21 protein-coding genes and 1 tRNA gene are annotated in these 24,264 nt (G+C 52.0%); 15 read left to right on the forward strand and 7 right to left on the reverse strand.

What is annotated here, in order from left to right:
• Positions 1 to 120 precede the first annotated feature (120 nt).
• The 3 genes from A8O25_RS19430 to A8O25_RS19440 all read right to left on the reverse strand — a co-directional run bounded on the left by A8O25_RS19430 (position 121) and on the right by A8O25_RS19440 (position 1,679).
• Entirely contained in the window at positions 121 to 372 is a 252-nt protein-coding gene (locus A8O25_RS19430; RefSeq protein ID WP_066838602.1) for a hypothetical protein, read from the reverse strand.
• A 168-nt stretch (positions 373 to 540) separates the two neighbouring features.
• The gene (locus A8O25_RS19435) at positions 541 to 972 is read right to left on the reverse strand and encodes a HEAT repeat domain-containing protein (RefSeq protein WP_153042842.1); all 432 of its coding nucleotides are present in this window, start codon (positions 970 to 972) and stop codon (positions 541 to 543) included.
• A 635-nt stretch (positions 973 to 1,607) separates the two neighbouring features.
• Positions 1,608 to 1,679: transfer RNA gene (locus tag A8O25_RS19440), tRNA-Arg, on the reverse strand.
• Between the two features lie 172 nt (positions 1,680 to 1,851).
• On the opposite strand from A8O25_RS19440, the gene A8O25_RS19445 reads away from it, so the two are divergent.
• Complete coding sequence (locus tag A8O25_RS19445; RefSeq protein ID WP_066838606.1) at positions 1,852 to 2,268, forward strand: organic hydroperoxide resistance protein; 417 nt, start codon at positions 1,852 to 1,854, stop codon at positions 2,266 to 2,268.
• A 168-nt stretch (positions 2,269 to 2,436) separates the two neighbouring features.
• Here A8O25_RS19445 and sucC read toward each other — a convergent pair whose 3' ends face one another.
• The gene (gene sucC, locus A8O25_RS19450; RefSeq protein ID WP_066838608.1) at positions 2,437 to 3,636 is read right to left on the reverse strand and encodes an ADP-forming succinate--CoA ligase subunit beta; all 1,200 of its coding nucleotides are present in this window, start codon (positions 3,634 to 3,636) and stop codon (positions 2,437 to 2,439) included.
• Between the two features lie 323 nt (positions 3,637 to 3,959).
• Between sucC and A8O25_RS19455 the strand changes: the two genes are divergently transcribed.
• Entirely contained in the window at positions 3,960 to 4,649 is a 690-nt protein-coding gene (locus A8O25_RS19455; protein ID WP_066838610.1) for an ABC transporter ATP-binding protein, read from the forward strand.
• A gap of 326 nt (positions 4,650 to 4,975) precedes the next feature.
• Here A8O25_RS19455 and A8O25_RS19460 read toward each other — a convergent pair whose 3' ends face one another.
• On the reverse strand, positions 4,976 to 5,269 hold the full coding sequence (locus A8O25_RS19460; RefSeq protein WP_206598710.1) for an endonuclease domain-containing protein: 294 nt from the start codon (positions 5,267 to 5,269) through the stop codon (positions 4,976 to 4,978).
• 344 nt (positions 5,270 to 5,613) lie between these two features.
• Between A8O25_RS19460 and A8O25_RS19465 the strand changes: the two genes are divergently transcribed.
• Together A8O25_RS19465 and A8O25_RS19470 are read left to right on the forward strand one after the other, a co-directional pair.
• The gene (locus A8O25_RS19465) at positions 5,614 to 6,447 is read left to right on the forward strand and encodes a hypothetical protein (protein WP_066838612.1); all 834 of its coding nucleotides are present in this window, start codon (positions 5,614 to 5,616) and stop codon (positions 6,445 to 6,447) included.
• Between the two features lie 815 nt (positions 6,448 to 7,262).
• Complete coding sequence (locus tag A8O25_RS19470) at positions 7,263 to 9,173, forward strand: RecQ family ATP-dependent DNA helicase (RefSeq protein ID WP_066838645.1); 1,911 nt, start codon at positions 7,263 to 7,265, stop codon at positions 9,171 to 9,173.
• A 259-nt stretch (positions 9,174 to 9,432) separates the two neighbouring features.
• Here the strand turns inward: A8O25_RS19470 and A8O25_RS19475 are convergent, their stop codons facing one another.
• The gene (locus A8O25_RS19475; protein WP_066838614.1) at positions 9,433 to 10,644 is read right to left on the reverse strand and encodes a phosphoglycerate kinase; all 1,212 of its coding nucleotides are present in this window, start codon (positions 10,642 to 10,644) and stop codon (positions 9,433 to 9,435) included.
• 548 nt (positions 10,645 to 11,192) lie between these two features.
• Here A8O25_RS19475 and A8O25_RS19480 point away from each other — a divergent pair.
• Positions 11,193 to 12,752 (forward strand): SulP family inorganic anion transporter, encoded by a 1,560-nt coding sequence (locus A8O25_RS19480; RefSeq protein WP_066838617.1) that lies wholly within the window; start codon positions 11,193 to 11,195, stop codon positions 12,750 to 12,752.
• A gap of 19 nt (positions 12,753 to 12,771) precedes the next feature.
• Positions 12,772 to 13,431 carry a carbonic anhydrase gene (locus A8O25_RS19485; RefSeq protein WP_241499100.1) on the forward strand — a complete coding sequence of 220 codons (660 nt, stop codon included), beginning with the start codon at positions 12,772 to 12,774 and terminating at the stop codon, positions 13,429 to 13,431.
• Between the two features lie 76 nt (positions 13,432 to 13,507).
• Here A8O25_RS19485 and A8O25_RS19490 read toward each other — a convergent pair whose 3' ends face one another.
• Positions 13,508 to 14,863, reverse strand: a complete 1,356-nt coding sequence (locus A8O25_RS19490) for a serine-rich family protein (protein ID WP_066838620.1) — start codon at positions 14,861 to 14,863, stop codon at positions 13,508 to 13,510.
• Positions 14,864 to 15,179: 316 nt separating this feature from the next.
• On the opposite strand from A8O25_RS19490, the gene A8O25_RS19495 reads away from it, so the two are divergent.
• The 9 genes from A8O25_RS19495 (at position 15,180) to A8O25_RS19535 (ending at position 24,227) form a co-directional block, all read left to right on the forward strand.
• Complete coding sequence (locus A8O25_RS19495; protein ID WP_066838623.1) at positions 15,180 to 17,660, forward strand: type IA DNA topoisomerase; 2,481 nt, start codon at positions 15,180 to 15,182, stop codon at positions 17,658 to 17,660.
• Between the two features lie 691 nt (positions 17,661 to 18,351).
• Entirely contained in the window at positions 18,352 to 18,576 is a 225-nt protein-coding gene (locus A8O25_RS19500) for a DUF2905 domain-containing protein (protein ID WP_066838626.1), read from the forward strand.
• Positions 18,577 to 18,670: 94 nt separating this feature from the next.
• Positions 18,671 to 19,435, forward strand: a complete 765-nt coding sequence (locus A8O25_RS19505; RefSeq protein ID WP_066838629.1) for a YdcF family protein — start codon at positions 18,671 to 18,673, stop codon at positions 19,433 to 19,435.
• A gap of 295 nt (positions 19,436 to 19,730) precedes the next feature.
• On the forward strand, positions 19,731 to 20,237 hold the full coding sequence (locus tag A8O25_RS19510) for an RNA polymerase sigma factor (RefSeq protein WP_082893765.1): 507 nt from the start codon (positions 19,731 to 19,733) through the stop codon (positions 20,235 to 20,237).
• A gap of 2 nt (positions 20,238 to 20,239) precedes the next feature.
• Positions 20,240 to 21,058, forward strand: coding sequence for an anti-sigma factor (locus A8O25_RS19515; RefSeq protein WP_066838633.1), 819 nt, complete (start codon positions 20,240 to 20,242; stop codon positions 21,056 to 21,058).
• Between the two features lie 179 nt (positions 21,059 to 21,237).
• The gene (locus A8O25_RS19520; RefSeq protein WP_066838636.1) at positions 21,238 to 21,573 is read left to right on the forward strand and encodes an arsenosugar biosynthesis-associated peroxidase-like protein; all 336 of its coding nucleotides are present in this window, start codon (positions 21,238 to 21,240) and stop codon (positions 21,571 to 21,573) included.
• Positions 21,574 to 21,685: 112 nt separating this feature from the next.
• A complete protein-coding gene (arsS, locus tag A8O25_RS19525) occupies positions 21,686 to 22,735 on the forward strand; it encodes an arsenosugar biosynthesis radical SAM (seleno)protein ArsS (protein WP_066838654.1) in 1,050 nt (349 codons plus the stop codon).
• A gap of 48 nt (positions 22,736 to 22,783) precedes the next feature.
• Positions 22,784 to 23,404 carry a TIGR04282 family arsenosugar biosynthesis glycosyltransferase gene (locus A8O25_RS19530; RefSeq protein WP_066838638.1) on the forward strand — a complete coding sequence of 207 codons (621 nt, stop codon included), beginning with the start codon at positions 22,784 to 22,786 and terminating at the stop codon, positions 23,402 to 23,404.
• A gap of 133 nt (positions 23,405 to 23,537) precedes the next feature.
• The gene (locus A8O25_RS19535; protein WP_066838641.1) at positions 23,538 to 24,227 is read left to right on the forward strand and encodes a DUF2461 domain-containing protein; all 690 of its coding nucleotides are present in this window, start codon (positions 23,538 to 23,540) and stop codon (positions 24,225 to 24,227) included.
• Positions 24,228 to 24,264 lie beyond the last annotated feature (37 nt).

Consider the following 24,264-nt stretch of genomic DNA (forward strand, 5'->3'; position numbering starts at 1 on the left):
TATTTCCTGGCTTTGGATTCGAAGTTAGGAACAGAAAACAGGAATTCTGCGTTAGGGGAGACTGGTATGGGTTTAATCAGCTGGTCTTTCCCTGTGCACATCCCTACTCAAACATGCAGGTTAGCTCAGTAAGACAACTTTGTTGTTTCTGTATATGTCTATCCCCACCCGGGTGAGGTGCTTGATACTGATCCTGACTTCATACTGGGCAATTTCACCGTTTTCTTCGCGCTCAAACCGGTGGTTCTCACCCAGAAGCGACTTCTTCTCTGAAACTATTTCGCCGTTGTACTTGATGGTTTCTTGCCCGGTAAAAGAATTGTCTACTTCTATTCTTACCTGGTCAGATAGATTGAGGGTCAAAACATTCATAAGGATAAAAATATGTAGTTTGTAAAAGCAGGTCTCTGTAAGGCGCGCGCCGCGGTTGCTTTGATAGGTGCTGCCGCGTTAGCGGTAATTTCTCATCTGGTATTTCCTGTAAATCAGTATATGACCCCACAGGCGAACGTAACTGCTTTACCTGAGTAAAAAGTCAATTTATTGGTAAATCAGCTTTTTACAGGTTTCATATTCTTGTTTTGTGAGTTTGTAGCTGCTTTCAGACGTGTCTGGGTGAAGCTGCTCTAACATGAATTGGTTTACCCGTTCATAGTCGGTGACCAGGCCCCACAGAAAGTTGAGTGTGAGCTTTTCGTCATCGTCCATGTGCTTCACAAAGACCGGCCTCACCTTGTTGCTGTCCATCTTCACCAGGGCAAGAAAGGCAGAACATCTCACACCGGCATTGTCACTGTCAGTAAGGCCCACCAGCGCTTTGTCAGACAGTTTCTTGAGGAGTGATTTGCCTTTCTGCTGCGTTTTAGAACCTTCATTGGTGGCGGTTTGCGGGGAAGAAGAAGTGCTTTGCCCCTGGGAGGCTAAAATAAAAGGCGGAAATAGAAAAATGAAGAGTAAGATACGTATTCTCATGCTAATCAAAAACATACTGTCTGGTTCAGCTCCTACTTCTCCTAAGAAAACTATTCATCTGGCAGGAGGCTGTCCCAGCTTTATGGTTCAGGTCTGTAAAAGGTGCCCAACAGAAGTTTCTTCTTTCTTGGCGTTGCCGAAGAATAAGTCTCTTGCCTTCAAAATAGAAGCTGGCAGTCTTTCCCTCTAATGTAAAGAAAAAACAGGAAGGAAGCGGGGAAATACAAAAAAAAGACCTCCTGGCAGCTCCTCCGCATTAAGAATGTCTCCCTCTTGGAAGTGTTTTTAAGAACTTACTTTTTTGTAGAATGCAACAACCGTTGGCCATTTATCTAAAAAGGATGTACTCATTCGCTGTAAAAGAGGTTGATGCGCCGGAAGAACTCAGTCCTCCAGAATGCTTCCGCAGCAGGGGGTAAGGGGTGAAGCATTCTTTTATATTCAATCCAGGAAGTGGAGCTGATTGCAGCCTGCCACTGTCGCTTCAATTGTCTGGTAAAATGGATGCAGGTTTTAAATAAAAATCTAAAACCTGCGGAGATAAAAGCCCGGTTCATTTTCTCCTGATTACCCAGGCAGAATGATTTATAAAAGAAAATCCCCTCAAGACTATTTGTCTAAAGGGGATTTTTTTGTGGCCGCGCCAGGAATCGAACCTGGATCGAGAGCTTCGGAAACTCCAATACTATCCGTTGTACTACGCGGCCCGGTATTGCAGGGGCAAAAGTAGGAAATGCCTGCGTAGGATAAAAGTCTCTTTTCTGTTTTTTGCCTGTTTTCGTAAAAACAGCCCTAAAACAGCAGATATACTTTTCTTGCCAACATTTAACGCGTAAAATACGTTATACTAACACAAACCAGAAAGAACACCACAACACTATGAAAAGACTGTACACGGCGGAAGTGACCGCCACCGGGGGCCGCAACGGCCAAGTGAAATCATCTGACGGAATCATTGACATGCCTGTACGCCTCCCAGAGGGTTTAGGCGGAAAAGGCGGTGCCACCAACCCGGAGCAACTGTTTGCAGCGGGCTATGCGGCCTGCTTCCAGAGCGCGCTCATGCTCATTGCCGGACAGCAGAAAATCAGGCTGGATGAAAACTCCACCGTGACCGCCCACGTGAGCCTGGACCAGATGGACAATGGCGGGTTTGGGCTGGCCGTGCAGCTGGATGTGAAAATTGACGGGGTGGAGAAAGCCAAAGCCCAGGAGTTGGTGGAGCAGGCGCACCAGGTGTGCCCGTACTCGGTAGGAACCCGCGGCAACATAGACGTGCAGCTGAACGTGCTGTAAATAAGTGCTGAGGCGCGAGGCTTGAGTTAGAAATATTATCTGTAGAGACCAGGCACTGCCTGGTCTCTAACGCATGCTGTTTTTGGCCTGTTTTGGCCAAAACAGGCAAAAACAGAAAAGCCTTCCCATTGCTGAGAAGGCTTTTCTTAATGAGTGAATGCGTATTGCTTAGGCAACCTCGGCCAACACGTCTTTTACTTTCTGGGCGGCTTCTTTCAGGGCTACGGCCGAGTACACTTTCAGGCCAGACTCGTCAATGATGCGGGCACCTTCCTCGGCGTTGGTTCCTTGCAGACGCACAATGATCGGCACTCTGATGTCGCCAATATTCTTATAGGCTTCCACCACACCATTCGCCACACGGTCGCAACGCACAATACCCCCGAAGATGTTGATCAAAATCGCCTTCACGTTAGGGTCTTGCAGAATCAAACGGAATCCGGCTTCTACGGTCTGCGCATTGGCCCCGCCTCCTACGTCCAGGAAGTTGGCCGGCTCACCGCCCGACAGCTTGATGATGTCCATGGTAGCCATGGCCAAACCGGCACCGTTCACCATACAGCCCACGTTTCCGTCCAGCTTCACATAGTTCAGGTTGCTTTTGCTGGCTTCTACTTCCAAGGGGTCTTCCTCCAGGATGTCGCGCATCTCAGCCAAGTCTTTGTGGCGGAACAGGGCGTTGTCATCTAAATCCACTTTGCCGTCAACGGCCAGAATCTTGTTGTCTGAGGTCTTCAACACCGGGTTGATCTCGAACATGGAGGCGTCTGTGTCTACATAGGCTTTATAGAGGTTGGTCACAAACTTCACCATCTCCTTGAACGCCTCGCCCTCTAACCCGAACGCGAACGCGATTTTACGTGCCTGGAAGCCTTGCAGGCCAACTGCCGGGTCAATCCACTCCTTGAAGATTTTATCTGGCGTATGCTCGGCCACTTCTTCAATGTCCATGCCGCCCTCGGTAGAGGCCATGATTACGTTCATGCCTTTGGCGCGGTCCAATAAGATAGACAGGTAATATTCTTTGGGCTCAGAGTCGCCAGGGTAGTAAACGTCCTGCGCCACCAGCACCTTGTGTACTTTCTTTCCTTCGGGGCCGGTTTGGTGGGTCACCAGCTGCATGCCAATGATTTGGCCGGCAATCTCTTTCACCTGCTCCAGGTTTTTGGCCAATTTCACCCCGCCGCCTTTGCCACGGCCGCCCGCATGAATCTGGGCTTTAATCACATGCCAGCCAGTGCCGGTTTCCTCGGTTAAACGCTTTGCCGCCTCTACCGCCTGCTCGGGGGTCTCAGCCACAATGCCTTCCTGAACTCGAACGCCGTAGCGCTTCAGAATGTCTTTCGCCTGGTACTCGTGTATATTCATGAGGTTAGGTTGATGTTTTTAGGTGCACGAAAGTAAGGCTTTCGGGAGTCTTTTCAAAACATGGCCGCGTTTTGAAAAGACTCCCGAAAGCGTCCTGAGTGCTGCGTCTGGAGTCCTGCGTCTGGAAGAAACGGTGAAAGGAGGATTTAGACAAAGGAGCGCCTTTCCGTTTTTGGCTCATTTTCCTGAAAACAGGCCAAAAACGGAAAGCGCTTACCCGCTCAGGACTCCAGACGCAGAACTCAGGACTGATTTTCCCGTTCACGGGAAGAAAATCAGGCAATTTGCAAATACCGCCTGTTCCCGCTTCTTTTGCAGAACCCATGAGTACAGAAAAACCAGTATTGCTAGAGGCCCGCGGGCTGTTCAAGAGTTACGGCAAGTTGCCGGTGCTAAAAGGAATTGACCTCACCATTGGTGAGGCCGAAGTGGTGTCTATTGTGGGTGCCTCGGGGGCCGGCAAGAGCACGCTGCTGCACCTGTTGGGTACCTTAGACGCCCCAGACGCGGGCGATGTGTACCTGCACGGGCAGAAAATCTCCGGGATGAGCAACAAAGAGGTGGCCCGGTTCCGGAACCGCAACATTGGCTTTATCTTCCAGTTCCACAACCTGCTGCCCGAGTTCACCGCCCTGGAGAACGTCTGCCTGCCCGGTTTCCTGGCCGACCGCCCCGAGAAGGAGGTGGAGCAGCGCGCCAAAGAGCTGCTGGAGATGCTGGGCCTGGGGCACCGCCTGGACCACAAACCCTCAGAGATGAGCGGCGGCGAGCAGCAGCGCACCGCCGTGGCCCGCGCCCTGATCAACTCGCCCAAGCTTATTTTCGCCGATGAACCCTCCGGCAACCTGGACTCCAAAAACGCCGACGAACTGCACCAGATCTTCTTCAAGCTGCGCCAGGACCTGGGCCAGACCTTTGTGCTGGTAACCCACAACCCCGCCCTCGCCGACATGGCAGATAGAAAGCTTACCATGAAAGACGGCTTCCTGCTGCAGCCGGAAGAGGTAGAGTAGAACTTTCCGTTTCCGGCCTATTTTTCGCAAAACAGGCCAAAAACACCCCCGTAGAATTTTCCTTTTCCGGCGCCGTTTACGCAAAACCGCCCAGAAAAGGAAAAGCAGAATTCCCTCTCCCTGGAGGGAGAGGGCTAGGGTGAGGGGCAGCAGTGGCAATGAAACAGAGGCATTTGAGAAAACTAGTCCCTGCTTAGGAACTTGCTTCTGCTCTGCTGCTGGGTTTACCATTTAAACGGTGATTCCCTCATCCTAACCTTCTCCCAGAGGGAGAAGGAACACCGTAGTTTTCAGGTTGAAGCATTTTTGTTAATGGCTGGCTTATTTTATTGGCTGCTCTTAGGTTCACTGGTATTCCTGCCAAACGCATCTTCAATGGCCCACAACACCCGCTCCACGTTCTGGTAAATCTCTTCATTGGTGAACCGGAGCACCTTGTATCCTTGCCCATGTAGCCATTGGTCCCGCTCATCATCTGCCATTTGAGTGCCTACGTTATGATGGCTTGCGCCGTCCACTTCAATCAATAAGTGCTCCTCTAAACAGATAAAGTCAACAATATAAGGGCCCACGGAATGCTGCCGCCGGAACTTACTTTTGGCCAGCTTCCGGTCGCGCAAGCCTTGCTACAAAATGGTCTCCGCCGCCGTAGCGTTTCGCCTTAATTCCTTCCTGAAATCCTTTTTTTCCATCTCTAGCTATACGACATAGCCGTTTCTAAAGGAGTGGCAGTGTCCCTTCTCCCTTGAGGGAGAAGGTTAGGATGAGGGTGTTGCTCATATGGCAATATTAAGTATTCATAACGCCTACTAATTGATTGACAGATAATTTATTTTGCTAAATAAAATTTAGCAAAAGGTTGTAACTTGTTGATAGCCAGTGCTAAAAATTACTGTAAATTCCATCCCGATGGGCACTTTTACCCCCATGCCTCTGTTCTGTATCTGAACTGAAACAACAGATAATGCAGACGAAAGTGAATCAAGCAGAAAACAGCGAAAAAGGGTTGAAGAAGCATAAAATAGAGAGCTTTGATATCTCCCGGTCTGACGAAACCATGCACCTGGCCGTAGACCTGGCTAAGTTTATCAAAGAGAACCGCCTCTTCCAAAACATACAGGGTAAAGAATACGTGAACGTGGAAGGCTGGCAGTATGCCGGTTCCCGCCTGGGTATTCTGCCGGTGGTGGAGGAGCTTACCAATATGAGCGACAGCGCCGAAATCAAGTACCTGGCCAAGGTAAATCTGTTGAACCTGCGCACCGAGCAAGTGGTGGGCGCCGGATTCGCCATCTGCTCCAACAAGGAGCAAGGCCGCAAGTACTATCAGGAATATGCCATCGCGTCTATGGCCCAGACCAGAGCCATTGGCAAAGCGTACCGGAATGCCCTGGCCTGGATTATCAGAGCCGCCGGGTATGAGCCTACGCCCGCTGAGGAGATGGACTACCAGGGCAACGTAACCGAACAAAAGAATGAGCCTGCGGCAAAACAGGCAGCACCGGCCAAAACCATGAAAGCCGTTCCGGCTGAACCGGCCGCTGAAGCCAAGCCTACCGCCGCCCCAGTGCCCGCCGCTGAAACTCCGGCAGCCGAAGAAGGGGCTGTGAAATATGCCACCGCCAAACAGAAGGAGGAAATCATCAGGCTGCTGAACAACCCGGTGATTACCCGTCAGGAGAAAACCAAGATGCTCCTGAACATCAACAAACTGGATGAGGAGCGCGCCAAGCAGTCTATCCAGAAGCTGCGGAAAGTCATTGAAGACCGCGAGCAGGAGCAGGCTGCCGCCGCCTAAGATTTATAGTGAGTGATTGAAAGTTCAGAAGCCCGGCCCATGGTCGGGTTTTCTGTTTTCGGGCTGTTTTTTGAAAAACAGGCCGGAAACGGCTTGAAGTAAAACCCTAATTTAGAAGTTCTTTTTCTTCTTTTCGTTTGAGGTGCATTCTCATTGTTCTAACGTACCAAGGTTCTGCTCCAAAACCATTTTTTCGCCCTGGTTGGTGATATCACCAACAAGCAGGGCAGCGGTTGCAGTCAACAAAGCGAAAAAGGATATGCTCAATAAGATATCACCATATCCTATCTATTGTCCTCCTATTGTCATCCTGAAAGGATCCCGGTGGCGAACGGGAAAAGCCCATCTGCAAATGCATTCTTAGTTCGCCCACTAGATTCTTCCAGAATGACAAGTGAGAGAGTTGCTTCCTTTTCTCAACCCCAATTTTTTGGCGCGGAAGTTCTTCCTGTGCATTTTATGCAAATAAGACGCTCTTCCGGATTGATAACCGGAGGTAAATACCCTGAGGTTTTGTAGTCCCCGAAGTTCGTTTTCTGCCGGAACACGCTTCGCGGATTGCAGATCCGCTAGTTAAGATAGTTAGGGATTAGAAATCCCTAACAGCGATGACTGTAGAGGGCCGAGCAGCAGAACAGAAACGAACAGAAGCCATTTTCCCGTTTTCGGCCTGTTTTCAAAAAACAGGCCAAAAACGGGAGTGTAAATACCCAATCTTCATAACGTGCCAGAAACTTCTGCGGTAGCGGGTAAAAGCATCTGCAAAACAACAAGCAACAATTTGCAAGTTGCAATTCACTATTTTTGGGCGACGTATGGCAGACATCCATCAAATTCTGAAGCAGTATTGGGGCTATGAGACTTTTCGGCCGGGGCAGGAGGAGATCATTACCTCTGTGCTTAAGGGCCAAGATACGCTGGCCATTTTGCCTACCGGCGGGGGTAAGTCGGTGTGTTTTCAGGTGCCCGCCCTGGCCCAGGAGGGAGTGTGCGTAGTGGTGAGCCCGTTGGTGGCGCTCATGAAAGACCAGGTGGAGAACCTGCGCAAGCGCGGAATTTCGGCGGCCGCCCTGCACGCGGGGCAGCCCGAGCGGGAGCGGGACCTGATTTTGGACAACTGCGTGTACGGCACCACCAAATTCCTGTACGTGTCACCGGAGCGGCTGCAGACCGAGCTGTTTCTGGAACGGGTAAAGCGCATGACTGTGAATCTGCTGGCCGTAGATGAGGCGCACTGTATATCGCAGTGGGGGTATGATTTCAGGCCGCCCTACCTGGAGATAGCCAAACTGCGCGAAGTGCTGCCCCAGGTGCCGGTGCTGGCCTTAACCGCTTCGGCCACGGAGGCCGTCAAAGTAGATATACAGGAGAAACTGCAGTTTAAAGAGCCGCAGGTGTTCCAGCAGAGCTTCGCCCGTAAGAACCTATCTTATTCTGTTTTGCCCACTGAAGACAAGGAGGGGCGACTGCGCGAAATCCTGCAGAAAATGCCCGGCACGGCCATTGTCTACGTGCGCAACCGCCGCCGCACCGTTGAACTGGCAGACTGGCTCAAACGGCAGGGCATTAAAGCGGCAGCCTACCATGCCGGCCTCCCGTTCCAAACCCGCACTGCCGCGCAGACTGACTGGATTCAGGACCGCGTACGGGTAATAGTGGCCACCAATGCGTTCGGGATGGGGATTGACAAGCCAGATGTGCGGCTGGTAGTGCATCTTGACCTGCCAGATTCGCTGGAGGCGTATTACCAGGAGGCGGGGCGCGCCGGGCGCGATGGCAAATACAGCTACGCCACCGTGTTGTTGGGCCCCGAAGATGTTTCGCTCCTGATCAGGAAAACCGAGGAGGCGTATCCGCCCCTGGAAACCCTGAAGCGGGTGTACCAGGCGCTGGCCAATTTCTACCAGCTTGCCACCGGCAGCGGCGCCTTCCAGTCATTTGACTTTGATCTGGCCGAGTTCAGCCGCACGTACCAACTTTCTCCGGTAGAGGCGCATTACGCTTTGAAACAGCTGGAGGGAGAGGGGCTGCTGCAGTTGAATGAAGGCTTCTACAGCCCGTCAAAAGTAAGCATTCTGCTGGGGCACAACGAGCTGTATGAGTTTCAGATTCTGAATGAAACGCTGGAGCCGCTCATTAAGGGGCTGCTGCGCCTGTACGGCGGCGAGATGTACACGGGCTTTGTAAAGATATCAGAAGCTGGGCTGGCCAAGCACCTGAACCAGCCGGAGAAAGCCATTCGGCAGCAGCTGCAGCATTTGCACCAGCGCAAGGTGCTGGTGTATGAACCCCAGCATGACGGCCCGCAGGTGCAGTTCACGGCACCCCGGGTTGAGGCTACCAGTCTGCCCCTGGATCAGAAGCGCCTGAACCAGTTCAGGGACCGGGCGCTGCAGAAGGCACAGGCGGTGGTGGGGTATATGCAGAACGTGCAACAGTGCCGAACGCAGCAGATTTTGGCCTACTTTGGGGAGGAATCAACAGAGAACTGCCGCATCTGTGATTATTGCCTGGCCGAAAAAAAGAAGAATAGATTAGCTGACAGTAAGCTGCACCTGGAGGCGAGGGTCCTGAGTTACCTCAAGAAAGCCCCGCTGCACCCTAAATCGCTCGCCCTGCATTTCAGCACGTCTGAGCAGGAGGTGCTGGGAGACCTGCTGCAGGAGATGCTGGAGAGCGGGCTGATCAGGTATGCTGCTGATGGCAATCTGGTGAAAGAGGAGTAAGGTGTCTCTATCTGATAACTTATGTTATATAGCTAATTTCAGACTTCTATCTTTTCTCTAGCTGACTCCTTTGACAGATTTCTTAATCCTGATTTTATTCATAGTCCCTGCTTCACCATAAAACTATTTGTGTTTTTTGTAATATTCAGGGCGCAAACGAGAGCTTGTGCTTCTGTTTTAGGGCTGTTTTTCTAAAAACAGCCCTAAAACAGAAGAGCGGCAAGTTTCCTCGCCGCCTCTTCTGTTCTGTAATATAATGTTAGGTTAAAGGGGTTTCCTCTACCTGAAGGGCTATCACGCCGGGCAATTCCTTGCCTTCCATGTACTCCAGCAGCGCCCCGCCCCCGGTAGACACGTAAGACACGTCATGCGCATGCCCCATCTGGGTCACGGCTGCCGCAGAGTCTCCGCCTCCAATCAGGGAGTAAGCGCCGTGGTTTTTGGTGGCGTCTACTACGGCTTCGGCAATGGCTTTGGTGCCAACGGCAAAGTTAGGGAACTCAAATACGCCCATGGGGCCGTTCCACAGAATTGTTTTGGAGTTGCGCACCACCTCTGCAAAATGCTTACGAGTTTCTGGTCCTATGTCTAAGCCCATCCAATCATTAGGGATGGTACCGCTCTCCACTACGTCTGAGTGGGCGTTGTTGTCAAAAGCATCGGCAATGACACTGTCTACGGGGAGGTAGATCTTAACGCCTTTCTCTTCGGCTTTTTTCAGCAAGTCAAGGGTGAGCTGCTGCTTGTCTTCCTCTAAAAGGGAGTTCCCAATGCTGCCGCCCTGCGCCTTGGCGAAGGTATAGCTCATGCCACCGCCAATAATCAGGTTGTCTACGCGGTCCAGCAACTGCTCAATCACCAGAATTTTATCAGAGATCTTGGCCCCACCCATAATAGCGGTGAAAGGACGGTCTACGTACGTGAGTACACGCTTGGCATTATCCAGCTCAGCCTGCATGACGTAACCGCACACTTTGTCATGCGGGAAGTAGTCAGCCACAATGGCGGTAGAGGCGTGGGCGCGGTGCGCCGTCCCGAAGGCATCATTCACATACACATCACCCAACAGGCTCAGCTTCTCAGCAAAGTTCTGGTTGCCTTGCTCTTCCTCCTTATGAAAACGCAGGTTTTCCAGGAGCAGCACTTCGCCGGGCTTCAGGTTGCTGGCCAGCTCTACCGCCTCTGCGCCTACGCAGTCTGGGGAGAACTGCACCGGTACCTGAAAAGCAGCCTCTAACGGTTTAATCAGGTGCTTGAGCGAATATTTTTCCTCTGGCCCGCCCTTGGGCCTGCCCAGGTGTGACATCAGAACCACAGCGCCGCCATCCCCCAAGATCTTCTTAATGGTGGGCACGGCAGCCCGGATGCGGGTATCATCAGTGATTTCAAAATCATTGTTTAACGGCACGTTAAAATCTACGCGCACCAGGGCCCGCTTGCCCTGGAAATCATATTGGTCAACTGTTATCATAGTCGGTACGTTTGGTTCTTGGTACGGAAATCCCCTAAAACAGGTGCAGGCAAATATAGCAATTCTCCTGAGTTCTCCCTCTGAATAAGAGGGAGAGAAAGCGGGAGGGCGTTTTTGAGCTGTTTTTGTGAAAAGGAGCCAAAAACAGGAAGTTGAAGAAAAAAGGAAAGTGGGCGGTGGGAGCGTAGGGGTAAAATGCCAGGTGCCACGGCCTGGCACCTTCTGCTACTAATCACCTAGGTGTTTAAAAGTAGAGCCACCAGCTCTGTCAATGCGCTACTGCCGGTTGTTGGGCCGTGCCATCAATGGTAATTAAGTATTAGGTAAACCTGCCCAGCGGGGGTAGGGGAGTTGTGTCTTTTCAGGATGATTCTTTCTGCCTTTTATTCCTCTGGGGAGCTCCTGTTCTTTCTCATTTTAATCAGATTTTAATCTTGTTTTAATTCGGTGTTAATGCCGTTGCGGCACCTTTGTGCACAAATTAGCGCAATTGGGTGCAGTGCATGCATTATTCACTGTGCTATATATAAGAGGAACAGAATAGAACTATGGAAGAAAAAGGAATGTTTGCCACCGTTGGGAAAGACTTGTCAGCGGGGCTAGTGGTGTTCTTGGTAGCCTTGCCCCTGTGTCTGGGGATATCACTGGCTTCTGGGGCACCCTTGTTTTCGGGTCTGATTGCCGGCATGATTGGCGGTCTGGTGGTTTCCTGGGCTAGTGGCTCCCAGTTAAGCGTTAGTGGTCCCGCCGCCGGCCTTACCGTGATTGTGTTGAACGGCATCCAAACTCTGGGACAGTTTGAGACGTTCCTGCTGGCCGTTTTCCTGGCAGGGGTGTTTCAGGTGATTCTGGGTTTTTTGAAAGCCGGTATCATTGGCTTGTACTTCCCCTCTTCGGTGATTAAAGGCATGCTGGCGGCAATTGGCCTGATTCTGATTCTAAAGCAGATCCCGCACTTTTTAGGCGGCGATGAAGATTTTCTGGGTGACCTGGACTTTAACCAGGCCGACGGGCGGAACACGTTCACTGAGATTGGGTACGCTTTTTCTCGGCTTCAGATTGGCTCCTTGATTGTAGGGGTGGTGTCTCTGGCTATTCTGTTGTTATGGGAAAAACCGTTCCTGCAAAAGATTAAGATATTCAAGCTGGTGCCAGGGGCATTGGTGGCGGTTCTGGTGTCTATAGCATTGAACCTGTTGTTCAGCAATTCCTTCCCGGCCTTGACCATTGCTGATACCCATTTGGTGCAGCTGCCTGATATTTCAGGGCCTGCTTCGCTTTTGGCAGAGTTGAGCTTCCCTAACTGGTCTGCCTTGACCAACCCGGCGGTTTATACCTTGGCGGCTACCCTGGCCATTGTGGCCAGCCTTGAAAGCTTGTTAAGTGTAGAAGCGGTAGATAAGCTGGACCCACACAAGCGCCGTACGCCTAACAACCGGGAGCTCAAGGCTCAGGGGATAGGTAACATGTTGAGTGGTTTGATTGGCGGTCTGCCGTTGACAGCGGTTATTGTACGTAGTTCAGCCAACGTGAACGCGGGCGGGGAAACCAGACTTTCCAGTTTCTTCCACGGGGTGTTCCTGTTGCTGAGTATCCTGTTCCTTACCTCGTTTCTGCGGTATGTGCCTCTGGCTTCATTGGCAGCGGTACTGTTGGTGGTAGGTTTCAAACTGACCAAACCTGCCCTGTACAAATCACAGTGGAAGCTGGGCATGAACCAGTTCCTGCCCTTCATCATCACCATTCTGGCCATTCTGTTCACTGACCTGCTGAAAGGCATTTCTATTGGTCTGGTGGTAGGTGTCTTCTATATCTTGAAAGCCAACTACAAATCGCCTTACTTCTTTAGCCGGGAGAAACACCAGGGCCTGGATAAGATCCACATCAAGCTGAGTGAGAACGTGACGTTCCTCAACAAAGCCAGCGTGGCTTTAACCCTGGATCATCTGCCTGAGAAGAGCGAGGTGATCATTGACGGCTCCCAGTCTACTTACATTGACTATGATGTGCTGGAGGCTATAGAGAATTTCAAAACCGTTGCTGAGGAAAAAGATATCAGGCTCACCTTGAAAGATATCCCCTCAGTGACCACAGTAAACATGCATTAACAGTTAAAACAGATAAATTATGGGAACCATCAATAATAGTGCGCCACTAGATTCTGGCATGGAGCGTATTTTCAACGGAAACCGCCAATGGGTGGAGAGAAAACGGGAAGAGGACCCTGAGTTCTTTGAGCGCCGTGCTAAAGGCCAGTCACCAAAATACCTGTACATTGGTTGCTCAGACAGCCGTGTACCCGCCAATGAAATCTCAGGCACTGAACCCGGTGAGATGTTTGTGCACCGCAACATTGCCAACATGGTGGTGCATACAGATGTAAACCTGCTGTCAGTTTTGCAGTATGCCGTTGAAGTGCTGAAAGTGAAACACGTGATTGTGGTGGGGCACTATGGTTGCGGTGGCGTGGCGGCAGCCATGAGTGACAAGCAGTTTGGCTTGATTGACAACTGGCTCACCAACATCAAAGATGTGATCAGAATTCATGAAGAAGAACTCCACGCCATTGAGGATGAAGAGCAGCGCTTGAGAAGACTGGTAGAGCTGAATGTGGTGGAGCAGGTAATCAACCTCTCTAAAACCTCTATCATCCAGAACGCCATGAAAGACCCTGAGCCGCCGCAACTGCACGGGTTGGTCTATGACCTGAGGGAAGGGATTCTCCGGGACTTACATGTGCAGACCAAGTTGATCAAGCGGTACGAGCATATCTACGGTATGCAATAAGTTTTTATTCATAGAAAAGGGTAATTAAAAAGCCCCACCAAATTTTGGTGGGGCTTTTTCTGTGCAAACGGTTCAATTACCAGCCTGCGTTGTTTGAGCCGGAGCCGTAGTTGTAAGGAGGGCCGCTGTTGTAAGAGCGGTTGCCGCCTCTGTCATCATCGTCACCGGCAATGCTGTTCCAGGCATCTCTGATGCCATGGCCAATGCGCTCAAAGAACCCGCCCTCATTGTCGTCATGGTCATTGTGGCGGTTACCCTGGTTTCTGTACCGGTCCTGGTCATAGTGGCTGCCTACCCCAGACTGGCGGCTGTTGCCGTTGCTCGGATGGCTGTAGTCATCTGAATACCGGTTTTCCATGGCGTTGCCGTGGCTGAAACGGGCGTGGTCCTGATCATTGTCACGGTCATTCATCCAGCTGCCGCGGTTGCTGCTCTGGTTGTTGGTGCCGTACATGTTGGTTGTTCCTCTTGAGTGGTCGTTGTCACGGTCCCAGGAGTTAGACATGCCGCGGCTGTTGTTGCTCATTCCAGATTGAGAACCGCTTCTGGAAGACTGCCCGTAAGAAGAGCCGGAATCATTCCCATAAGCCCCGTATCCGGAGTTTTTTCCGTAGGCACCGTAAGAGGAATCATTGTTGTGGCCAAAAGACCCGCTATAGCTTTGGTTTCCCTGCTCTCTGCGGGAATTCCCAGAGCTGTAGTCCTGGTCATGAGCGCCGTAGCCCGAGTTGGAGCCACGGTAGTCATTAGAACCGCCGTAGTTGCTGTAGGCATTGCCTCTGTCCAGGGCTCCGCCAGACTGGTGCCCGGAGGAAGAACCGCTGTAGCCGGTGCGGGCTCCGCCGTACGTACCTATATTAGAAGAACGGGTTGAGCCGCCGCCAGAGTTGGAGGCGCCGTACTGCCCGTAGTTGGAAGAACCTTGGTTGGAAGAGCCGCGCTCATAGCTGGAAGGCCCGCCGTAGTTGCCTGATCTGCTCATGCTATAATCCTGGGTGTCATTGTCCCTGTCTTTGTTAAAAGAAGAGCCGGAGTTAGACGGTCCAGACTGGCCATAGTTGCCGGAGCCGTAGTTTGAACCTCCGCGGCTGCTGTTGCCAGACGCGTAGGAGCCGTAACCGCCCTGGTTCATGCTGTTTTGGCTGGAACCGTAGCTGTTAGATGACTGGTCATTGTTCTGCATTGAGTGACCGCTCCAGCCGCTTGGGCTGCCTTGGTTACCGCTGTAGATGGAGCCGTGGCTGCTGTAGTGGCTTTCGCCCCTGTCACCAGAGTTGCCCATATTTTGGCTTCCGCCGTATGATTTATAGTCTTGGTTACCGTAGCCTGTGGTGCGGTTGCCCATACTTCCCCATTCGCTGCGGCGGGTATTTTCATTACCTGACCGGTACGAATTAAAGGTGTCGTAACCGGAATGCTCACGATTTTTCATAGTAGTATGTTTTGTTTTAAGGTGAATGATGGTTTCTTCAAATGCCTTACAGGGCACCGATTACATGTATACGGGGGCATTTGGCAGGGATTAAGGGTTGCTACTAGAAATGTTCTAAATTATTGCCAACTTGATAATTGTTAGCAGTAAGATAAACTGTTGATAAAGAAATGTTAATGTATACCGATTTCCCCTTGAAAATCTTTTATTGTATAGTTAAAGTTATATATAGAAAGCCAATGCGGTAAATTGGTGTAAGCGCGCCAGAATGCGTATCTTTGAAGTCCGTTTTTGACCTGTTTTTACCAAAGTAGCCTTGAAACTCTGCATCGCCGAAAAACCCAGTGTAGCCCGTGAGATTGCCCATGTGATTGGTGCCAAAACCAAAATGAACGGCTATTTTGAAGGCAATGGCTATCAGGTCACCTGGACCTTTGGCCACTTCTGCCAGCTCTGCGAACCAGATGATTACAACCCCCACTGGAAGCGCTGGCACCTGCCAGACCTGCCGCTGGTGCCAGAGCGCTTTGACATTAAGCTTATCAACAACAAAGGGGTGGAGCAGCAGTTCAAGGTGATCCAGCAGCTGCTGGACTCAGCCGAGGAGGTGATCAACTGCGGTGACGCCGGGCAGGAGGGCGAGGTGATCCAGCGGTGGGTCTTGCACCAGGCCCGCTACCGTAAACCCTTCAAACGCCTCTGGATTTCCTCCCTCACCGAAGAGGCCATCAGACAGGGCTTTAGCCAGCTGCGTGACGGCAAAGAGTTTGACCAGCTGTACCAGGCCGGCAAGAGCCGCGCCATTGGTGATTGGCTGCTGGGTATCAACGCCACCCGCCTCTTTACCATGAAATATGCGCAGGGGCGGCAGCTGCTTTCTTTGGGGCGGGTGCAAACCCCTACGCTGGCCATGATTGTGAACCGGCACCTGGAGATTCTCAACTTTAAGTCAGAGCCGTTCTGGGAGCTCAAGACCCTTTACCGTGACGTTACCTTCAGCAGCACCTCCGGCCGATTTAAAGACGAGGCGAAGGCGCTGGAGATTCTGGAGCAGATCAGGCCTTCTGACTTTGAGATAAAAGAGGTAGAAACCAAAAAAGGCATTGAAAGCAACCCCAGGCTTTTTGACCTGACCTCTCTGCAGGTGGAGTGCAACAACAAGTTTGGCCTTTCAGCAGATGAAACACTTAAAACGGTGCAGAGTCTCTATGAGAAGAAAGTTGTCAGCTACCCCAGAGTTGACACTACCTTTCTGCCAGATGATATTTACCCCAAAATCCCCAGCATTCTGAGCGGCCTACACCATTACCAGCACTTGACCGGTGAATTGCTGGGAAAGAAGATTAGAAAGTCTGCCAAGGTGTTCAACAATAACAAAGTCACCGACCACCACGCCATCATTCCCACGGGATCAGACGCGCGGGGGCTGTACGGCACAGAGGCCAAGGTGTTTGACATTGTGGCCAAACGCTTCATTGCCGCCTTCTACCCAGACTGTATTGTGAGCAACACGGTGGTAAACGGGGAGGCGGCCAACCATGCCTTCCGGGCCAAAGGGAAACAGATTCTGGAGCCGGGCTGGCGTGTGGTGTATGCCCAGGAAGAAACCCAGAACCCAGCCCCCGCCAATAAACCCGCCCCCAAATCAGCCGCTGGCGAAGGCGGGGAGGAGAAAGAGGAGGAGCTGGCGGTGCTGCCGCATTTTGAGGCAGGGGAGCGGGGGCCGCATGAGCCTTTGCTGGAGCGCAAGTCTACCAGCCCGCCTAAAGACTACACAGAGGCTACGCTGCTGCGCGCCATGGAAACCGCCGGCAAACAGGTAGAGGATGACGAGCTGAAGGAGGCACTAAAGGAAAACGGCATTGGAAGGCCTTCTACCCGGGCGGCCATCATTGAAACCCTGTTCAAGCGCAATTACATCCGGAAGGAGAAGAAGAAAATCCTGCCCACCCAGATGGGCATTGACCTGATTCAGGTCATCAAGAACCCCACCCTCAAGTCTGCAGAAATGACGGGGCAGTGGGAGAAAAAGCTACGGCAGATAGAGGGCGGGGAGTTTGCCCCAGATGCGTTCTTGAATGAACTGCAGCAGCTGGTCTGGGAAATGGTGCAGGAGGTGAAGCAGGACAACCACACGGTGACCATTCAGCCCGCTGAGCAACCTCCTTCCGCCCAGGAGAAAGAGGCGGCCAAAAAAGCGTCAAAATCCAAAAAGGAGGCCAAAAACGCACCTTCGGCCACTGCCGGTTTAGGCACCTGCCCCGCCTGCGGCACCGGATCGGTTTTAAAAGGAAGCCAGGCCTACGGCTGCGCCCGCTTCAGGGAGGGCTGCCAGTTCAGACTGCCCATGGAGTTCCAGGGCAAGCCTCTTGCAGAGAAACACGTGCAGGCGCTGCTCAAAAAAGGGAAAAGCGCCGTAGTGAAAGGGTTTGTGTCTGCAGAGTCAGGCGAAAAGTTTGATGCTATGTTTGCTTTGTCGGCTACCCATGAACTGCAGTTGGAGCGGACAGAGGCCAGGGAGAAGAAGCCTGTGGTTATTATTTGCCCCAAGTGCAGCCAGGGCCAGATGCTTAAAGGCAAGACCGCTTATGGTTGCAGCCGTTTCAGGGAAGGGTGCCAGTTTCTGGTTCCGTTTGAAGTGCACGGCAAAACCATTCCAGAAGCCCAGCTGAAGGCGCTGATGCTGAAAGGGAAAACGGCCAAGATGAAAGGCTTCACCTCGCCTAAGACAGGTAATCAGTTTGAAGCCGCCCTTAAGCTGAACGAAGAGTACAAGGTGGTGTACCTCTTTGACTAGCGCAGTGTTTGCCTGTTATCTAAAAGCTGTTCTGTGTTTGATGTCAGGTTATGGCGAAGGCGTACGCTGGTACCTTTCAGGAGACGTAACTTCTGTTTTTGGGCTGTTTTTCTAAAAGCAGCCCAAAAACAGAAGTTACGTGCTCTCGCTTGCGCCATGCCAAAGTCAGCCCTGATGGAGAACGATAGAAAAAACTCCCACCAGCATTGTTATATAAAGGAGAAAAGTAGTTGCAACTGAGGTAACAAACCATAGATAGGTTTTGTAGATTCTGGAGACTCTACCTATTTATGTCACAAACTTGGAAACCCGCGCCAGTGGCTTTATAATTGTCGCCTGCTGTAGACTTCGCCTTGGCATTTTGAGGTTCATTCTGTCTAAGAGCAACAGAAACAGGATGCTACCACTGGCGCGAATCTGAAGAGGCGTGCCAAGGGGTGAGGCGAGTCTCCTGAGTTGCCGGGAGTACAGGTCCTACCTCCATTGGAGGTTTGCAAGTGTTCCCTCAGCATAGGGCTTTCCTGTTTTCGGGCTGTTTTTCCAAAAACAGGCCGAAAACAGACGGGGAATCCAGAGTAAGCGTAAACAGAAGTGGCGGCTGCTTTTAAACCAGTCTTTGGCTCACCTGGTTTCAGCAATAGCCAACCGCTTGGGATGTAACGGTAAACTTAACACCACACTAAAGGAAAACATGCAGCCCCTGGGAAAATATCTGGTAGTCATTGGCGGTGCCCTGGTGGCCGTAGGCTTGGTGCTATGGTTGCTGGGCCCCCGCGTAGACTGGTTTGGCCGTTTGCCGGGAGACATGAGGGTGGAGAAGCCCGGTTTCAGGGTGTATGCCCCGTTCACCACCATGCTGCTGCTGAGTGTGCTGCTCAGTTTGGTGATTTGGCTGATAAGGCGTTTCTTTGGCTAGAAACCCATGAGAAAAATTCTTTTCCACAAAGACCTCATCGCCCTGTACAGTGTGGTGCTCCCGCTGCTGGTGCTGTGGCTTTTCTTTTCCTGATATGTTCTTCGTGCTCTCAAAGACCCTGCAGTACCTGGTGATGCCGCTGCTCTGGATTGTTGCCTTGCTCGGTTTCGGGCTGATTTCTAAAAAACAGGCCAGAAACAGAAAAGCACTTTGGCTGGCGGTGGCGGCTCTGCTCTTTTTTACCAATCCGTTCCTGATCAATGAAGTGTGGCTGGCGTGGGAGCCCGAGCCGGTGCTCATGCAGGAGGTGCCGCACTATGACGCGGCCGTGGTGTTGACCGGGGTGACCAGGGGCGATAAATCTCCCCATGACCGGACCCATTACGGAGAAGGTTCTGAACGGATCTTAGATGCCATTCAGCTCTACAAGATGGGCAAGGTGCGCAAGATCATCATCTCTGGTGGGTCTGGCTCTCTGCAGGAGGTGGTTAATACGGAGGCGCATGACCTCCAGCAGACCGCGCTGTATGCCGGGGTTCCTGCTCAGGATATCCTGCTGGAAGAACAAAGCCGCAACACCCGGGAGAACGCCCGCTTTACCAAAGAGCTGGTGCAGCAGCAGCCAAGGTTACAGCGGCTGCTGCTCCTTACCTCTGCGTTCCACATGCGGCGGGCAGCCGGTTGCTTTGCAAAAGCAGGGCTGGCTGTTGCTACTTTCCCGGTTGATTTTCAGACCCATGACCGCTCCTTTACCCCAGATGACCTGCTGGTTCCCAGTGCCGAGGCGCTTTATAAGTGGGAAAAAATTATTCATGAGTGGGTAGGGGTAATCACGTACAAGCTGCTGGGATACGCCTGAAATTCAGTTGTAATTTTGAAAGGGTTAGCCCCGGGAGGGGATGGTATTTTATGCAGGAATAAATTATAGAATTCTACCATCAAAAATCTGGGTTTCCGTATATATACGGATTATTGCTTTGGGGCATGCTGCCGTCTAAAACATTTGGGCCTTCACCTGGTTCTCATTAATGCGTATAGCAGGGAATTCTCTGGTTTCCCCCATCCAAAGTTTCACCGTCACGCCAAAGAAGGGCGTGGCTTAACACCTTATTTTGTTGGAAACAACTCATACTATCACATCAGAAGAGACGCTTGTGGCCCAGCTTCGTGCCCAGGACCAGCGGGCCCTCACGCTGCTATACCGGAACTATTCGGCGGCCTTGTACGGGGTGATTCTTCGCATTGTCAAACAGGAGGAGGTGGCAGAAGATGTGCTGCAGGAAACATTTGTGAAAATCTGGACGGCCTTTCCGTCTTATGATGAGCAGAAGGGCAGATTGTTCACCTGGATGCTGAATATTGCCAGAAATTTGGCCATTGATAAAATCCGCTCCAAGCAGTACCGCGTAAGTTCTAAAACACAGCCTCTGGAGGGGACGGTTACGTGGGGCATGACCAGCCATGATGAGATAAAGCCAGATCACATTGGGGTGCAGGAAATGACAGAACAGTTAAACCCAGATCAAAAAGTTGTCATAGATTTGATGTACTTTAACGGCTACACCCAGAGTGAAGTGGCAGAAGAGCTGGACATACCCCTGGGAACTGTGAAGACCCGCGCCCGCATGGCGATAAAATTCTTGAGCAAATTAATCAAATAGAGTTGAATACGCAGGAATACATTGAGTCAGGAGTACTGGAGCTTTATGCCGCCGGCGGACTCACAGAGGCAGAGCAGGCTGATGTGGAGCGCATGGCCGCGCAGTATCCTGAGGTACGTGTGGCACTTGAAGAAGTTACACGTACCCTGGAGGCGTATGCACTCACCCACGCCCAACCACCAAGACCAGAGCTGGAAGATAAAATCTTAGGGCATCTGCAGCGCCTTGCCCCCCCGGCTGAACCACCATTGGCAGAAGAGGCCGGTAAGGTTGTACCGCTTACTGATTACTCCCCAAATAAAAGCCCCAATTGGCTGAAAGTGGCTGCCGCGGTCCTGCTGCTTATAAGTGCGGCTACCAACGTCTTCCTCTATAAGAACCTGAGCGAAGCCAGGCAGGAACTGGCGGTGTCACAGCAGGCTACGCGCCAATACGCCCTGCAGGTGAACCAGGTGGAGCAGCGGGCATTCAAGTCAGAGAATCTGCTGGCGCTTGTGCGTGACCCGCAAACGGTTTCTGTTTCCTTAAAAGGAGTGGAGCAGCACCCCGCGGCCCAGGCTTCTGTTTTCTGGAACAAAGAAACCAAAGAGGTGTACTTTGACCCCAGCAAACTCCCCGCGGCCCCGGCCGGAAAACAATACCAGTTATGGGCGCTGGCCAACGGCAAGCCGGTTGATGCGGGAGTGGTGGTGCAGACAGACAGTCTGCTGCAGCGCATGAAATCCATACAGGAGGCGCAAGCCTTTGCCGTGACCCTTGAACCGGCGGGCGGAAGCGTGAATCCTACCTTGGAGGCCATGTACGTGATGGGGAACATTTGACCCTGAGCGGGCTATAACTTTCAAATGGGTACTTTCTGTTTCGGGGCTGTTTTTTCTTAAAACAGCCCCGAAACGTTTATAGAGAGCGGTACCGGCCATCCTGAGTTCCACCGGCATTTTTTTCGTAAGAAAATAAAAGGTGCATAGTATATCCTGTTTTACCTCCGTATAAAGAACCCATGGAAAAAACGTATTACAACCCAGATGATTTAGCCAAGTTTGGCGCAATTGCCGAGTACCAGCCATTGCTGGCTTCCAAGTTTTTTGACTACTACGGGGAGGTCTTCAAAGAAGGGGCACTGACAGAGCGCGAGAAGGCGTTGATCGCCTTGGCCGTTGCCCATGCCGTGCAATGCCCGTATTGCATTGACGCCTATACCACCGGCTCCCTGGAAAAAGGTGCCGATGAGGCACAAATGATGGAGGCAATTCACGTAGCGGCGGCCATAAAAGGAGGCGCGGCGCAGGTGCACGGGGTACAGATGATGAACAAGGTGAAAGAGGTGATGATGTAACGCCGTGAGGGGGCGTAGAGCCGCCGCTTTACCGGTGGCCAACGTTGCTTTTCTGGCAGCACCCCCTTCTGTTAAAGTACCTTCTTTGCCCCAACTTTACGTAATCTCTGCCATGAAATCTCTAGCCGCCAGACATGACCAGTTAGCAGACACCTCTTTCCAGTTAGAAGTGCTGTCACAGGGGCTGCCCACGGGCAGAACATTTCCTGCGTTTGGTCAGCGCCTGCTGGAAAACGGATTGTACCCGTTAAAACCCTCCCAGCTCACGGTGTTACAGGTAAACGTGGGAAAAATGTGCAACCAGGTGTGCAAGCACTGCCATGTTGATGCCGGCCCAGACCGAAAAGAGATTATGACCCGTGAAACCATGCAGCAGTGCCTGGACGCTTTGGTGCACTCAGACATTACCACGGTTGACCTCACGGGCGGGGCGCCAGAAATGAACCCCCATTTCAGATGGTTTGTGCAGGAGCTCTCCCAGCTGGGGAAACAGGTGATGGTGCGCTGCAACCTGACCATTATCCTGGCCAACCCCAGGTACCATGACCTGCCGCAATTCTTTCAGCAACACAGGGTGCACGTGGTATCTTCTCTGCCCTATTTCACCCCCAGCCGCACTGACGCCCAACGGGGCGATGGGGTCTTTGAAAAGTCCATCAAAGCGTTGCAGATGCTGAATGGCGCAGGGTACGGGGTGGAAGGCACCGGTCTGGTGTTAGATTTGGTGTACAACCCGGCGGGGGCTTTTTTACCGGGAAGCCAGAAGTCACTGGAGGCGGAATTCAAACAGCGGCTGAACCGCCTCTATGGCATTACCTTCAACAGCCTCTTTGCCATAACCAACCTGCCCATCAGCCGTTTTCTGGAGTATTTGATTTCCAGCGGGAATTATGAAGGGTACATGGAGAAACTGGTCACGGCCTTTAACCCCGCGGCGGCGGCCAACGTAATGTGCCGTAACACCCTTTCCGTTGGTTGGGACGGTCAGCTGTATGACTGTGATTTCAACCAGATGTTAGAGTTACCGGTCCAGGCCAATGCTCCCCGCCATATCAAAGATTTCAGGCAAGACCTTTTGGCAGCCAGAGACATTGTGCTTAACCAACACTGCTATGGCTGTACTGCCGGGGCAGGCTCCAGCTGTGGCGGCGAAGTGGTGTGAAATAGAAGAATCTTCCATCCTGTAAAAAGGTTGACCGCGCTTGAGAGAATGACAAAAAGATTACTCCTGGTCTTTGTAAGAACCCCCAAATTGGGGAAAGTGAAAACCCGGCTGGCCCGCACCGTGGGAGACGCTAAAGCCTTGCAAGTGTATGAGGCGCTACTGCAGCACACGCACGCTGTGGCGGCCCGTGTGGCCGCTGAGAAATGGGTGTGCTACGCAGATGAAGTGCCGGAGCATGATGCCTGGTCAGACAGGGGGTTTGTGAGGCAACAGCAGCCCCCCGGTGATTTAGGGACCAGAATGCTCAGCTTATTCGCTCTGGGGCTTCTGGAGGGATATTCCTCCATTTTGGTCATTGGCAGTGACTGCCCCGGTCTCTCCTCAGAAATACTGGAAGAGGCTTTTCAGAAACTGGAGCAACCCAGCTGCGACCTGGTGATGGGGCCTGCCCAGGACGGCGGGTACTATCTGCTGGGTTTGAAATGCCTGCACCCGGAGCTTTTCCTGGAGAAACCCTGGAGCACCTCTGAGGTACAGGCCGCCACCCTGGCCACCGCCTTGGAGCTGCAACTGAACGTGGCGTTGCTCCCCACCCTTTCTGATATTGATGTGGAGGAAGACCTGACGCAATGGCCTTCCCTCTTGCCCACTGCCCCTCAAGGGTAAGCGAAACAACTGGAGCCAAGGCGGCAGAGCCTATCTGGGGCAACACTCAACTACATTTGCAAAAGGCAGAACTTCCTGCCACCTTGGGCTGTTGTTTTACAGCAGAGCATTTTGCTTCTCTTGATTGACATCCATGAAAAAGCACCTAGATCCCACTACCCTTGATTTTATCAGAGACCTTCGGCTGAACAACCAGCGCGAGTGGTTTGAGAAAAACCGGAGCCGCTATGAAGCCGCCCGTCAGGATTTTATTTCGTTCCTGGCAACCCTGTTAGAGGGGGCGGTTTCTTTTGAGCCTGCCCTGGAGGGCCAGCAGCCCAAAGACCTCCTCTTCAGGATTTACCGTGACGTGCGGTTTTCTAATGACAAACGTCCCTACAAAGACCATATCTGCGCCTATATGGCAGAGGGCGGAAGAAAAACCATCAACCCTGGTTTTTACCTGCACATTAGCCCAGAGAACCAGTCTTTCCTGGCAGGGGGCGTCTGGATGCCGCCAGCCCCAGAACTTAAAGCCATCAGGCAGGAGATTGACTACAACCTGAAAGAATTAGAAGGCCTGCTCCACAACCCCGCTTTTAAGAAGTATTTCAACGGGCTGCAGGGCGAAAAACTGAAAACAACCCCCAAAGGCTATGACAGCGACAACCCGGCCATTGAGTTGTTACGGCACAAAAGCTGGAACGCCTCCCACTTCTTTCCTGACAGGGTGGTGACCAGCGACCAGTTCTATGACGAATGCCTGGCGGCCATGGAAGCCCTGAAACCTATTAATGACTTCTTTCTGAGGCCCATGCAGGATCTGAAGGCAGAGGAGGTGTAGATTCTGTTTTCGCTGTTTTACAGAAACTAGGCCGAAA

It is taken from the genome of Rufibacter ruber, from assembly GCF_001647275.1.
GTDB lineage: Bacteria > Bacteroidota > Bacteroidia > Cytophagales > Hymenobacteraceae > Nibribacter > Nibribacter ruber_C.

Excerpts from the sequence above, each read along its gene's own strand:
- A8O25_RS19530 (WP_066838638.1), top strand. The coding sequence starts at position 22,784 with ATGACAAAAAGATTACTCCTGGTCTTTGTAAGAACCCCCAAATTGGGG.
- A8O25_RS19475 (WP_066838614.1), bottom strand. The coding sequence starts at position 10,644 with ATGATAACAGTTGACCAATATGATTTCCAGGGCAAGCGGGCCCTGGTG.
- A8O25_RS19435 (WP_153042842.1), bottom strand. The coding sequence starts at position 972 with ATGAGAATACGTATCTTACTCTTCATTTTTCTATTTCCGCCTTTTATT.
- A8O25_RS19455 (WP_066838610.1), top strand. The coding sequence starts at position 3,960 with ATGAGTACAGAAAAACCAGTATTGCTAGAGGCCCGCGGGCTGTTCAAG.
- A8O25_RS19465 (WP_066838612.1), top strand. The coding sequence starts at position 5,614 with ATGCAGACGAAAGTGAATCAAGCAGAAAACAGCGAAAAAGGGTTGAAG.
- A8O25_RS19470 (WP_066838645.1), top strand. The coding sequence starts at position 7,263 with ATGGCAGACATCCATCAAATTCTGAAGCAGTATTGGGGCTATGAGACT.
- A8O25_RS19500 (WP_066838626.1), top strand. The coding sequence starts at position 18,352 with ATGCAGCCCCTGGGAAAATATCTGGTAGTCATTGGCGGTGCCCTGGTG.
- A8O25_RS19490 (WP_066838620.1), bottom strand. The coding sequence starts at position 14,863 with ATGAAAAATCGTGAGCATTCCGGTTACGACACCTTTAATTCGTACCGG.
- A8O25_RS19430 (WP_066838602.1), bottom strand. The coding sequence starts at position 372 with ATGAATGTTTTGACCCTCAATCTATCTGACCAGGTAAGAATAGAAGTA.
- arsS (WP_066838654.1), top strand. The coding sequence starts at position 21,686 with ATGAAATCTCTAGCCGCCAGACATGACCAGTTAGCAGACACCTCTTTC.
- A8O25_RS19445 (WP_066838606.1), top strand. The coding sequence starts at position 1,852 with ATGAAAAGACTGTACACGGCGGAAGTGACCGCCACCGGGGGCCGCAAC.
- sucC (WP_066838608.1), bottom strand. The coding sequence starts at position 3,636 with ATGAATATACACGAGTACCAGGCGAAAGACATTCTGAAGCGCTACGGC.
- A8O25_RS19520 (WP_066838636.1), top strand. The coding sequence starts at position 21,238 with ATGGAAAAAACGTATTACAACCCAGATGATTTAGCCAAGTTTGGCGCA.
- A8O25_RS19480 (WP_066838617.1), top strand. The coding sequence starts at position 11,193 with ATGGAAGAAAAAGGAATGTTTGCCACCGTTGGGAAAGACTTGTCAGCG.
- A8O25_RS19485 (WP_241499100.1), top strand. The coding sequence starts at position 12,772 with ATGGGAACCATCAATAATAGTGCGCCACTAGATTCTGGCATGGAGCGT.
- A8O25_RS19505 (WP_066838629.1), top strand. The coding sequence starts at position 18,671 with ATGTTCTTCGTGCTCTCAAAGACCCTGCAGTACCTGGTGATGCCGCTG.
- A8O25_RS19535 (WP_066838641.1), top strand. The coding sequence starts at position 23,538 with ATGAAAAAGCACCTAGATCCCACTACCCTTGATTTTATCAGAGACCTT.